The organism is Paraburkholderia podalyriae (assembly GCF_014397785.1).
Taxonomy (GTDB): Bacteria; Pseudomonadota; Gammaproteobacteria; order Burkholderiales; family Burkholderiaceae; genus Paraburkholderia; species Paraburkholderia podalyriae.
This window is the reverse complement of record NZ_VZQQ01000066.1, coordinates 19,136-31,339: the sequence shown is the minus strand read 5'-3', so window position 1 is coordinate 31,339 and position 12,204 is coordinate 19,136. Positions and strand designations below refer to the sequence as shown.

The window sequence follows — 12,204 nt, the reverse complement described above, 5'->3', positions numbered from 1 at the left end:
GTTCGACGCCGTGCGCGCCCTTTTGCTGCGTGTAGTGCATGATCGACTTGCGCGCGGCGAACACGCCCTTCGAATCCGAGTAGCCCGACGAACTGGGCAGATTCAGGATCATGTCCTGAATGATCTCGTCCGGCGCCTCGAAGCCGAACGGCGCCAGATTGCCGATGTTCAGCTTGATGATGCGGTGACCCTCTTCTTCGAGCCGCTTCGCATGTTCGAGGACGGGCCCGCGAATGTCGTAACAGACATTCAACAACTTGTTGGATTTGAGAATCGGTTTCACGGCGGGCACTTCATCCTGGTTGATGGCTGGGGCGAACCTTGGGCAAACGGCGGCCAGCCGCGAAATGAGTCGAACTGTCGAGCGGCCGCGGCCTGGCGGGTTCCGGCGCGGGAAAAAACGCAGCGAAAGCGGGCAATGCCAACACAGGCAGCCGGTAGGCCACGCCGATGCGCGCAGCGCGGCTTGTGGCGGCACTTGAGCGAGGGGCGCCGCAAGGCGGCTGTAGGGTAGCCCCCCTTCCTCTCGGAAAAAGGGCCCCCTTGGAACTGTACGTGCGGCTTTCACCGCATACAGCTCGAGCCTACAAACAATGCTCCGTCTACGACGGAACCGGCTTCGTTACTACAAGTTTACCAGCGTGCACTTTCTGGTGGCAGTGCGGGTGAAGCAATACCCGGTTAGACAGCGCGTCCGACCCGCCATGCATCCGATATTCGAGATGATGGTCATGCCAGCCGGTGTCCTCCGTCAGGGCACAGCCACAGTGCGCACACAACCCGCTCTGCGACATGTATAACGTCGCCCATTGCTTCCGGTAACGCACCGATTCCCACATGCGTTCCTGACGCAACTGCTCGCCATACTGCTCCCACGTCGGATCAAAGGGATGGTAGTCCCCTTTCACCTTCTTGTGCCGTTTGATAACCGTGCCGTTGATCTGGTACAGCTCAAACAGTCCCTTACTACCGTCTTTCCAAACCACGGGAGCAGCGAACACCCACTGACGCTCGCCAACTGAGTGGAAGTACTTCTGCCCCACCCACCGGGCGTTTTTCTGCGGGTGTCGCCTCTTCGACCACCACCAGAGCCTCCGGAAAACCAGATACTCCATGCGGTTGTACGCCTGCTTGGCCACGACGGGACTGTGATACTGCGCCCACCCCCGTAACATGGGGTTCAGCAATCGGATCAGATCCTCCTGCCTCACCGCCTTGTTGCCGCTGATCGTTTCCGAAACCTTACGATAGAACGTTTGCACGTTCTTCTTGCTCGGCTTGATGAGCAGCTTCCCCGAATACTTCCGGAAAGTCCACCCAAGGAAATCGAAACCTTCGTCAATGTGGGTGATCCGCGTTTTCTCCTCCGACAGTCGCAGTCCCCGAACAGCAAGAAATGCTTCCACCCAAGGCTTGACCTCACTCTCCAGCATCTCTTTCGAGTCGCCGGTGATCACAAAATCATCCGCGTACCGCACCACATTCACTTTCAGCTTCTTGGCCTTCGCGATCCCGAATTTCGCACCGAGATGCGCAACCAGTTCTCGCTCCAGCCCATTCAGCGTCACATTGGCCAGCGTCGGGGAAATGATGCCCCCCTGTGGCGTACCGGCCTCCGTCGCCTGCAACTGGCCTTTATAAATCAGGCCAGCCTTCAACCACTTCAGCAGAATGCCTTTGTCCATTGGGACATTGGCAGCCAGCCAGTCGTGATTGATCCAGTCAAAGCAGCCTTTGATATCCGCTTCCAGCACCCATCGGGCAGAACCCTTCTGGGACGTGGCGATGAATATCTGCGACATGGCATCGGCCGTCGAGCGATTGAGTCTGAACCCATAAGAGTTCGGATCGCTCGTCGATTCCGACACCGGCTCCAGTGCCAGCAGATACAGGGCTTGCATCGCCCTGTCCCGCATGGTCGGGATGCCCAGAGGGCGTTCCTTCCCATTGGCCTTGGGAATAAAGACTCTCCGTAATGGCAGAGGCTTGTATCCGCGCCGCTTCAACCTGCCGATGGCTTCCCATCGACTTTCAGGCGAATCCCATAGTTCACGATCGACTCCAGCCGTTCGCGCACCCTGGTTCTGCGTAACACGTCGTACCGCGTACAGCTTCGCGGACAACGTGCGGGTCAGCATCCGTTGCAGGGCTTTCACCCTGCGCCAGGCACCTTCCCGCGTCGCCTTCGCAATTCGAATCTGCATCCCTCTCACGTTCCGTTCGACTCGACGCCAATCTACGGCGTACCAGTTGTCAGGCGCGTGGGAAAGCGCAGATCCATCCTTTCGGACGGATACTTTCATGCTGCTCTCCTACCTTGGGTTGATCATTCCCACAGCAGAAGGCGCATCTCCCCCAGCGGGGTAGAAACACCCCGCTGGGGAACAACAGTTGAACAAATGTGGGCCGCATGCGCCCACATGTCATCCATCTACTACGCACGGGCGCGAACACCCGTGTCACCAAAGTTCAGGTCTGTCAGCCATCTTGCGACGGTAGACCAGACGGAAGTCTGCCCGCTTATCGCGTGAGGTAATGTCTCAACCCCTATCCGGACCATTACGGCCCGGCATTCGCTTTCTCCGTCCTCCCATACCCGCACCGTCAACAGCGTTCCTTGCGGTCCACCTGCCAGCCAAACCGCGCTGGCAACGATACGGGCTTACCGCGTTCCCGGCATGTCACACGACTGACGTAGGTTCTGCCTATTCCCCGACGGTCCAACGACGACGCAATCCGACCTTCTAGCGGATTGACCGACCGCGCACCTTTTGGTTAGTGCCTACCAGCAGCTTTGGCACTGCATTATTAACGAGGTTTATCAGCAGTTCACTTACATTAACCCTATCAGCCAGCCTAGCTCCTCGACCCCATTGCTGCTAGGAGTCTCCGGATGACCACCTCACGGCAGTCATCCGCCCGAAACCGCCGGGGGCTACATTGTCAGAGAAGCTTCACACCCCACCGTTACCAGTGACGCATGTCCTCCTAGGCTACTGCTGGTCGCACAGCAGGTTCCCTGCTTCACAGGGGCTATCCTGTGAAGTTGAACAATGACAAACCGAGCTTGCGCTCGACCTACCCTGAAATCACATACTCCAATCCGCTTGGTTAGCGGAGTTGAAGCCGCTAACTGGGCGGAACCTGACGGTAATCAGGTCAATGCAATTACACACAAAAGTCCGAAGACTCCAGCGCGTCTAAGGCTACGATTCCAGGCCAGACAGCACCCGGTTTCGCTTGCTACACAAGGGGTGGCCACAAGGTGCCACCAATGGGACGGCTTTCGCCGTCCAGTCGATGCGACTCGCGTCGCACAAAAAGTTATAATTTAGCGGATTTTGGCCGACTTCCGCAATGCACCACCCGCAACGGCAAGCCTTTTCGGCCTTCTCGTGTGTCACACGCGTCGAACCGCGCGGCCTGTGCGACGTGCAGCCAGGCCGGCAACACGCATGACGTCTCACGACGACTTCGGAAAACCAATTTGAAATTACATCAGGATTCCAGCGGCGCGCTGAATACCGTTACCGGCTACGGCGCCGACTACGTCGAAATCAATCTGGTGCGTCACGCGGGCAGTATTCTCGTGCTGCCGGACGCGCCGGTCATTGCCTGGCCCGTCTCGTCGTTCGAGCAGTTGAGCGCCGAGCATTTCGCGATGCTGGTCGACGCCGCGCCCGAAGTGGTCGTGTTCGGCAGCGGCGAGCGGCTGCGCTTTCCGCACCCGCGCCTGACCGCGGCGCTCACCATGAAACGCATCGGCGTCGAAACGATGGACTTCAAGGCCGCCTGCCGCACCTACAACATTCTGATGGCCGAGGGCCGCAAGGTCGCGGCTGCGTTGCTGATCGAAGCCTGAGCGTGCCCGGCGTGGACGCATCCCGCGCGGCCCCGCGCCGGTGCGTCCGGCCTCCCCCGTTCTGGCCCCCGCGCCGCGCCCGTGCGCGCGCCGTCGATAACAAAAAAGGTTGAAATTGATGAACGATACGCCGTCGAGGCTACCGCTCAACCGCACCGCGATTCTGTTGCTAGTGCTGGTTCTCGCCGTGATCTGGTTCGTGCCGCTCGGCTGGCGCCATCTGTTGCCGAGCGACGAAGGCCGCTACGCCGAAATGGCGCGCGAAATGTTTGTGACCGGCGACTGGATCACGCCGCGCTACAACGCCTACAAGTACTTCGAGAAGCCGCCGCTGCAAACCTGGGCGAACGCGTTGACCTTCGCGTGGTTCGGCATCGGCGAATGGCAGGCGCGCCTCTACACCGCGCTGACGGGCTTCGCCGGCGTGCTGCTGATCGGCTTCACCGGCGCGCGCGTGTTCAACGCGGCGACCGGCGTGTTCGCGGCGCTCGTACTCGCCTGCTCGCCGTACTGGAACCTGATGGGCCACTTCAACACGCTCGACATGGGCCTGTCGTTCTGGATGACGCTCACGCTGTGCGCGCTGCTGCTCGCGCAGCGCCCCAACCTGCGGCCCCCGTGCGTGCGTGGCTGGATGCTGGTGTGCTGGGCGTCGATGGGGCTGGCGGTACTCTCGAAGGGCCTGGTCGGGCTGATCCTGCCGGGCGCGGTGCTGGTGCTCTACACGCTGATCGCGCGCGACTGGGCGCTGTGGAAGCGTCTGCATCTGGTGAGCGGCCTGATCGCCTTCTTCGCGATCGTGACGCCCTGGTTCGTGCTCGTGCAACAGCGCAATCCGGAGTTCCTGAACTTCTTCTTCGTCGTCCAGCAGTTCAAGCGCTATCTGACGCCCGAGCAGAATCGCCCCGGCGCGTTTTACTACTTCGTGCCGGTGCTGCTGGTGGGCTTCCTGCCGTGGCTGTCGGTGAGCGTGCAGAGTGTGCGCCACGCGTGGCGCCAGCCGCGTCAGCCGAACGGCTTCGCGCCGGTCACGCTGATGCTCACGTGGATCGTCTTCATTTTCCTGTTCTTCAGCGCGTCGCACTCGAAGCTGCTGTCCTACACGCTGCCGATCGCGCCGCCGATTGCGTTGCTGATCGGCATGTATCTGTCGCTCGTCACGCGCGAGCAGCTGCGCCGGCATCTGGCGGGCTACGCGCTGTTTTTCGTGGTCGCCGCGTTCGCGGCGTTGTTCCTGCCGCGTCTCGGCACCGCGCGCAATCCGGCCGCGCTGTATGTCGCATTCCGCGTGTGGGTGCTCGCCGCGCTGGCCGTCGCGTTCGTGCTGACGCTGTTCGCGCTGTGGCTGAACCGCCGCGGCCAGACAGGCACGGGCGCCAACGCGCGGGTCGGCCTCGGTAGCCTCGCCGCGTTCGGCGCGGGCTGGCTGCTGCTCGGCACGATCGCGGGCACCGGTCACGACGTGTTCGGGCGCCTGAGCTCCGGCGCGCCGCTCGCGCCCGCGATCAAGGCCGAACTCGCGAAGCTGCCGCCCGACACGCCGTTCTACTCGGTCGGCGTGCTCGACCACACGCTGCCGTTCTACATCGGCCACACGATGATCATGGTCGCGCACCCGGACGAGCTCGCGTTCGGCGTGTCCGTCGAGCCGCAAAAATGGGTGCCGACGCTCGACGCGTGGATCGAGCGCTGGAAGGCCGATCGCTACGCGCTCGCGCTGATCCCGCCGCCGACCTACGAGCGCCTCGACAAACAAGGCGTGCCGATGCAGGTGATCGCGCGCGACCCGCGTCGCGTGGTGGTGATGAAGCCACTCGCCGACGCCGCTGCGGCCGCCCCCTCCGCGCCCGCGGCAAAGCCATAGTCATTTCGAGAACCCGACCTTCGATGAACCCGATTTCCCTCTTCTGCATCCTCGCCGGCGTTACGCTGAACGCCGGCGCGCAGCTGCTGCTCAAGGCCGGCACGAATGCCGTTGGACACTTCGAATTCACCCGTGCGAACATCCTGCCCATCGGCCTCAAGCTGGCAACCCAGCCGCCGATCATCGGCGGGCTCGCCTGCTACGTGATCAGCGTGGCGGTGTGGATCATCGGGCTATCGCGCGTGGACGTGTCGATCGCCTATCCGATGCTGTCACTCGGCTACGTCGTCAACGCGATCGCCGCCTGGTACCTGTTCGGCGAAGTGATGTCGGTGCAGAAGCTGGTTGGCATCGGCATCATTCTCGTCGGCGTGGTCGTGCTCGCGCGCAGCTAGCGCGGCGCCTCGCGCAGGAACCCGCGCGGCGCACGCGCCGCCTAAGCGAGACGTAAGGTCGGCCGCGGTAAGCTGTGCGGTTGCGTTTTTTCAGCCGCGGCCTTGGGTTTGCGCGAAGTTTGTGGTTTACTTCGCGCCCGTCGGGCCGCGCCCCTTTCCATCGAGCGATGCATTCATGAGCCAGTCACAAGTCCCGTTTTTGCCGTTTGTCAAACCCGAGATCGACGAGGAAACGATCCAGGGCGTCGCCGACGTGCTGCGTTCCGGCTGGATCACCACCGGCCCGCAGAACCAGAAGTTCGAGGCCGCGCTGTCCGAGTTCTGCGGCGGCCGCCCGGTGCGCACCTTCAATTCCGGTACCGCGACGCTCGAAATCGGCCTGCGCATCGCCGGCGTCGGTCCCGGCGACGAAGTCATCACGACGCCGGCCACCTGGGTGTCGACCTGCAACGTGATCCTTGAGACCGGCGCGACCCCGGTGTTCGCCGACATCGATCCGGTCACGCGCAACATCGATCTCGATCTGCTCGAACAAGCGATCACGCCGCGCACCAAGGCGCTGCTGCCGGTGTTCCTGTCCGGCCTGCCGGTCGACATGGACCGTCTGTACGCGATCGCCCGCGCGCACAAGCTGCGCGTGATCGAAGACGCCGCACAGGCGTTCGGCTCCCGCTGGAACGGCGAGCGCATCGGCAAGCTCGGCGACATCGTGTCGTTCAGCTTCCACGCGAACAAGAACCTGACGTCGATCGAAGGCGGCGCGCTGGTGCTGAACAACGAGGAAGAAGCGGTGCTCGCTCAGAAGTACCGGCTGCAGGGCATCACGCGCACCGGCTTCGACGGCATGGACTGCGACGTGCTCGGCGGCAAATACAACCTGACCGACGTCGCCGCGCGCGTCGGCCTCGGCCAGCTGCCGCATCTCGAGCGCTTCGTCGCGCAGCGCAAGAAGCTCGTGCGCGCGTACTTCGCGCAACTCGAAGGCGGCGCGGCGGTGAAGCTCGGCATCGGCCTGCCGTTCGCCGATTTCGAAAACAGCAACTGGCACATGTTCCAGATCACGCTACCGCTCGAAAAACTGTCGATCGACCGCGCCGGCTTCATGGGTGAATTGAAGGAGCGCGGCATCGGCTCGGGCGTGCACTACCCGGCGCTGCACCTGTTTTCCCTGTACCGCGCGCGCGGCTTCAAGGAAGGCATGTTCCCGCACGCGGAGCGCTTCGGCGCCACCACCGTCACGCTGCCGCTCTTCACGCTGATGCACGAAGGCGACGTCGAGCGCGTATGCCGCGCGGTCAACGAAATTTGCGAACACTACGGAAAGTAAGCGGACATGACTTATTCGGAACATCGCGCCGTCGCACCGGAAGTGTCGATCATCATTCCGGTGTACAACGAAGAGGCCGGACTGGCCGCGCTGTTCGCGCGCCTCTATCCGGCGCTCGACGCGCTCGGCACCGGTTATGAAGTGATCTTCATCAACGACGGCAGCCGCGACAAATCCGCCGCGCTGCTCGCCGGGCAGTTCCGCGCGCGCCCCGACACCACGCGCGTGATCCTGCTGAACGGCAACTACGGCCAGCACATGGCGATTCTCGCGGGCTTCGAGCAGTCGCGCGGCGACATCGTGATCACCCTCGACGCCGACCTGCAGAATCCGCCCGAGGAAATCGGCAAGCTCGTCGCAAAGATGCGCGAGGGCTTCGACTACGTCGGCACGATCCGTCGGCAGCGCCAGGACAGCCTGTGGCGGCGCAAGGCCTCGCGCGCGATGAATCATCTGCGCGAGCGCATCACGCGCATCAAGATGACCGATCAGGGCTGCATGCTGCGCGCGTACAGCCGCCATATCGTCGATACGATCAACCGCTGCGGCGAAATCAACACGTTCATTCCGGCGCTCGCGTACACGTTCGCGCAGAATCCGGTCGAAATCGAGGTCGCGCACGAAGAACGCTTCGCCGGTGAATCGAAGTACTCGCTGTACTCGCTGATCCGTCTGAATTTCGACCTCGTCACCGGCTTCTCGGTGGTGCCGCTGCAATGGCTGTCGTTCATTGGCGTGATCCTGTCGCTGGGGTCCGCGGCGCTGTTCGTCCTGCTGCTGATTCGCCGCTTCATCATCGGCGCGGAAGTGCAAGGTGTGTTCACGCTGTTTGCAATCACCTTCTTCTTGCTCGGCGTGATCATCTTCGCGCTCGGCCTGCTCGGTGAATACATCGGCCGGATCTATCAGCAGGTGCGTGCGCGGCCGCGTTATCTGGTGCAGACCATTCTCGAAGAACGCGACGGCGCGGCCGTCGCCGAAGCGCCGCGTCAGACCGTCGTGCAGGGCGTGCAGCCGGTGCCGGTCGCCGATCAGGGGCACAATCCATGAAGCCGCGCGCCGTCGTATTCGCGTATCACAACGTCGGCGTGCGGTGCCTGCAGGTGCTGCTCGCGCGCGGCGTCGACATCGCGCTCGTCGTCACGCACGAAGACAACCCGAGCGAGAACATATGGTTCGGCAGCGTGGCCTCGGTGGCGGCCGAGCACGGCATCGCCGTCGTCACGCCGGCCGATCCGACAAGCCCGCAGCTGCGCGCCGCGGTGAGCGCCGCCCGGCCGGACTTCATCTTCTCGTTCTACTACCGCCACATGTTGCCGCCCGAACTGCTCGCGATCGCTGCACGGGGCGCTTACAACATGCACGGCTCGCTGCTGCCGAAGTATCGTGGCCGCGTGCCGACCAACTGGGCGGTGCTCAACGGCGAAAGCGAAACCGGCGCGACGCTGCACGAAATGGCCGCGAAGCCCGACGCGGGCGCGATCATTGCGCAAACACCGGTGCCGATCCTGCCCGACGACACCGCCGCGCAGGTGTTCGACAAGGTCACGGTCGCCGCCGAGCAGACGCTGTGGCGCGTGCTGCCGGCGCTGCTCGCGGGCGAGGCGCCGCATCTGCCGAACGATCTCGCGCATGGCAGCTATTACGGCGGGCGCAAACCGGAAGACGGCCGCATCGACTGGAATCAGTCCGCGCAACAGGTCTACAACCTGATCCGCGCGGTCGCGCCGCCGTATCCGGGCGCCTTTGCCGATCTTAACGGCCACCGTTTCATCGTCGCGCGCGCGCGTCTCGCCGCGCCCGGGGCGCTCCGCTCGGATTTGCCCCCGGGCCTGCACGTAAGCGATAATGCCGTTTTCGCGATCTGCGGCGACGGCCGCGCGATCAACATCCACGAATTGCGGCACCAGCACGACGGCGGCGAGACTGCCGTCAGTCCGGCGGAATTCGCCCAGCTCATCCAATCTCATTCATGAAAAAAGTCCTGATTCTGGGTGTGAATGGCTTCATCGGCCATCACCTGTCCAAACGCATTCTCGAAACCACCGACTGGGAAGTGTTCGGGATGGACATGCAGACCGAACGTCTCGGCGACCTCGTCAATCATGAGCGGTTGCACTTCTTCGAAGGCGACATCACGATCAACAAGGAATGGGTCGAATATCACGTCAAGAAGTGCGACGTGATTCTGCCGCTCGTCGCGATCGCCACGCCCGCTACTTATGTGAAGCAGCCGCTGCGGGTGTTCGAACTCGACTTCGAGGCGAACCTGCCGATCGTGCGTTCGGCCGTCAAGTACGGCAAGCATCTGGTGTTTCCGTCGACCTCCGAGGTCTACGGCATGTGCACGGACGAGCAGTTCGATCCGGAAGAATCGCAGCTGTCGTACGGCCCGATCAACAAGCCGCGCTGGATCTATGCGTGCTCGAAGCAGCTGATGGACCGCGTGATCTGGGGCTACGGCATGGAAGGCCTGAACTTCACACTGTTCCGCCCGTTCAACTGGATCGGCCCGGGCCTCGACTCGATCTACACGCCGAAGGAAGGTAGCTCGCGCGTGGTCACTCAGTTCCTCGGCCACATCGTGCGCGGCGAGAACATCAGCCTCGTCGACGGCGGCGCGCAGAAGCGCGCGTTCACGGACATCGACGACGGCATCGGCGCGCTGATGAAGATCATCGAGAACAAGAACGGCGTCGCCACCGGCAAGATCTACAACATCGGCAACCCGACCAACAACTTCTCGGTGCGTGAACTCGCGCACAAGATGCTGGCACTCGCGGCCGAATTCCCCGAATACGCGGACCTCGCCAGGCAGGTGCAACTGGTCGAAACGTCGTCGGGCGCGTACTACGGCAACGGCTATCAGGACGTGCAGAATCGCGTGCCGAAGATCGACAACACGATGCAGGAACTCGGCTGGGCACCCACATCGACTTTCGACGAAGCGCTGCGCAAGATTTTCGAAGCGTATCGCGGCCACGTCGCCGAAGCCCGCGCACTCGTCGAACAGCAATAAGGGCGCGTCCTTGGCTCGCATCGTCCTGAAGATCGACGTCGACACGCTGCGCGGCACCCGCGAAGGCGTGCCGAATCTCGCGCGCATCTTCGACCGCTTCAAGGCGCGCGCCACCTTCCTGTTCAGCCTCGGACCCGACCACACCGGTTGGGCGATGCGTCGGGTGCTGCGGCCGGGCTTTCTGAAGAAGGTGTCGCGCACATCGGTGGTCGAGCATTACGGCGTCAGGCAGTTGATGTACGGCGTGCTGCTGCCCGGTCCGGATATCGGCGCGAAGGCCGCGGCCGAGATGCGCGCGATCCACGAAGCCGGCTTCGAGTGCGGCATCCACACGTGGGATCACGTGTACTGGCAGGACAACGTGCGCGCCAAAGATCGCGCGTGGACCGTCGCGCAGATGCAGCAGAGCCATGCGCGGTTCATCGAAGTGTTCGGCGCGCCGCCCGTCACCCACGGCGCGGCGGGCTGGCAGATGAACGGCCACGCGTTCGAGCAGATCGACGCGTGGGGCATGCGCTACGCGTCCGACGGCCGCGGCCACTCGCCGTATCTGCCGGTGGTCGACGGCAAGACGCTTACGCACGTGCAAATGCCGACCACGCTGCCGACGCTCGACGAAGTGCTCGGGGTCGACGGTGTCGACACGCACAACGTCGCTGCGTGGATGCTGAAGCAGACCGAAAACAATCCGCACGACCAGGTGTTCACGCTGCACGCGGAACTCGAAGGACAGAAGCTCGCGCCGGTATTCCAACAGCTGCTCGAGGGCTGGCGCGCGCAGGGCCACACGTTCGCGACGATGGGCGATTACTACGCCACGCTAGACCGGGACACGCTGCCATCGTACCCTGTTACGTGGGGCGAGATTCCGGGGCGCTCCGGCGAACTGATCGTCCAGCCCTGAAGGGCCGCGGCGCGGAAGTCATCGACAGACCGGCCGACGCCGCGGCAGCTAGCGGCGCCTGCCCCAACAACCGGAGAACCTCGTGTCCATCGCAGTCGACCAACCCATCCCCGACTTCACCGCCGCCGCGACGGGCGGCGAAATCACGCTGTCAAAGCTGCGGGGCAAGAAGGTAGTGCTGTATTTCTATCCGAAGGACAACACGCCGGGCTGCACGACCGAAGGGTTGCAGTTCCGCGATCTGTATCCGAAGTTCCGGAAGGCCGGCGCCGAAGTGATCGGCGTATCGCGTGACAGCCTGCGTTCGCATGACAATTTCAAAGCCAAGCTCGAACTGCCCTTCCCGCTGATTTCGGATCCGGAAGAAACGCTGTGCGCCCTGTTCGCCGTCATCAAAATGAAGAAAATGTATGGCAAAGAGGTACGGGGAATCGAACGCTCCACATTCCTCATCGACGCTAATGGCGTGCTGCGCCACGAGTGGCGCGGCGTTAAAGTGCCGGGCCACGTCGACGATATTCTGGAGGCTGTACAAGCGCTTTGATGCGCGTTATATTGGGCCGCAATGAGTGCCTGTCCACCCCACATTTTTCTCCGCTGCGCCAACTCCGACGGCCGCTTGACCGGATCCACCGGTGCCGTTCCGAGCGTGAGGCGCAACGCGAGCATCATCGTCGAGCCGCTTGCCCCGATTGCCGGGGCGGCGGCTTTTTTAATTGCGCGCGACCGTTCGTTCGTTGGTTCGCGCGCTTCCATCAAGGAGCCTATCGAAGACCAGGCGAACCGGCATCTTTAGACCGAATGCGCGCCTCCTCGCGCAAACTGGATGTCCC

At 62.9% G+C, this 12,204-nt stretch carries 11 protein-coding genes and 1 pseudogene; 10 read left to right on the top strand and 2 right to left on the bottom strand.

The window, feature by feature from the left end; genetic code table 11:
* Together F6X42_RS35905 and ltrA are read right to left on the bottom strand one after the other, a co-directional pair.
* A pseudogene (locus F6X42_RS35905) lies at nucleotides 1-292 on the bottom strand (aminotransferase); the annotation flags it as partial.
* Between the two features lie 310 nt (nucleotides 293-602).
* Nucleotides 603-2,303, bottom strand: coding sequence for a group II intron reverse transcriptase/maturase (gene ltrA, locus F6X42_RS35900; RefSeq protein ID WP_187638688.1), 1,701 nt, complete (start codon nucleotides 2,301-2,303; stop codon nucleotides 603-605).
* A 1,184-nt stretch (nucleotides 2,304-3,487) separates the two neighbouring features.
* Between ltrA and F6X42_RS35895 the strand changes: the two genes are divergently transcribed.
* The 10 genes from F6X42_RS35895 (at nucleotide 3,488) to F6X42_RS35850 (ending at nucleotide 12,167) form a co-directional block, all read left to right on the top strand.
* Nucleotides 3,488-3,862, top strand: coding sequence for an Mth938-like domain-containing protein (locus tag F6X42_RS35895; RefSeq protein ID WP_187638687.1), 375 nt, complete (start codon nucleotides 3,488-3,490; stop codon nucleotides 3,860-3,862).
* Between the two features lie 118 nt (nucleotides 3,863-3,980).
* Nucleotides 3,981-5,726 carry a glycosyltransferase family 39 protein gene (locus tag F6X42_RS35890; RefSeq protein WP_187638686.1) on the top strand — a complete coding sequence of 582 codons (1,746 nt, stop codon included), beginning with the start codon at nucleotides 3,981-3,983 and terminating at the stop codon, nucleotides 5,724-5,726.
* Nucleotides 5,727-5,749: 23 nt separating this feature from the next.
* Nucleotides 5,750-6,121 (top strand): SMR family transporter, encoded by a 372-nt coding sequence (locus tag F6X42_RS35885; RefSeq protein WP_187638685.1) that lies wholly within the window; start codon nucleotides 5,750-5,752, stop codon nucleotides 6,119-6,121.
* A gap of 175 nt (nucleotides 6,122-6,296) precedes the next feature.
* Nucleotides 6,297-7,448: a DegT/DnrJ/EryC1/StrS family aminotransferase gene (locus F6X42_RS35880; protein WP_187638684.1), complete on the top strand. Its 1,152-nt coding sequence runs from the start codon at nucleotides 6,297-6,299 to the stop codon at nucleotides 7,446-7,448.
* A 6-nt stretch (nucleotides 7,449-7,454) separates the two neighbouring features.
* Nucleotides 7,455-8,498: a glycosyltransferase gene (locus tag F6X42_RS35875; protein WP_187638683.1), complete on the top strand. Its 1,044-nt coding sequence runs from the start codon at nucleotides 7,455-7,457 to the stop codon at nucleotides 8,496-8,498.
* Nucleotides 8,495-9,424 (top strand): formyltransferase, encoded by a 930-nt coding sequence (locus F6X42_RS35870; protein ID WP_187638682.1) that lies wholly within the window; start codon nucleotides 8,495-8,497, stop codon nucleotides 9,422-9,424. The genes F6X42_RS35875 and F6X42_RS35870 overlap by 4 nt, the downstream gene beginning before the upstream one ends.
* Nucleotides 9,421-10,467: a bifunctional UDP-4-keto-pentose/UDP-xylose synthase gene (locus F6X42_RS35865; protein WP_187638681.1), complete on the top strand. Its 1,047-nt coding sequence runs from the start codon at nucleotides 9,421-9,423 to the stop codon at nucleotides 10,465-10,467. The genes F6X42_RS35870 and F6X42_RS35865 overlap by 4 nt, the downstream gene beginning before the upstream one ends.
* A 10-nt stretch (nucleotides 10,468-10,477) precedes the next feature.
* The gene (locus tag F6X42_RS35860; protein ID WP_187638680.1) at nucleotides 10,478-11,371 is read left to right on the top strand and encodes a polysaccharide deacetylase family protein; all 894 of its coding nucleotides are present in this window, start codon (nucleotides 10,478-10,480) and stop codon (nucleotides 11,369-11,371) included.
* 82 nt (nucleotides 11,372-11,453) lie between these two features.
* The gene (locus F6X42_RS35855) at nucleotides 11,454-11,915 is read left to right on the top strand and encodes a peroxiredoxin (RefSeq protein WP_187638679.1); all 462 of its coding nucleotides are present in this window, start codon (nucleotides 11,454-11,456) and stop codon (nucleotides 11,913-11,915) included.
* Nucleotides 11,916-11,990: 75 nt separating this feature from the next.
* The gene (locus F6X42_RS35850) at nucleotides 11,991-12,167 is read left to right on the top strand and encodes a hypothetical protein (protein ID WP_187638678.1); all 177 of its coding nucleotides are present in this window, start codon (nucleotides 11,991-11,993) and stop codon (nucleotides 12,165-12,167) included.
* Nucleotides 12,168-12,204 lie beyond the last annotated feature (37 nt).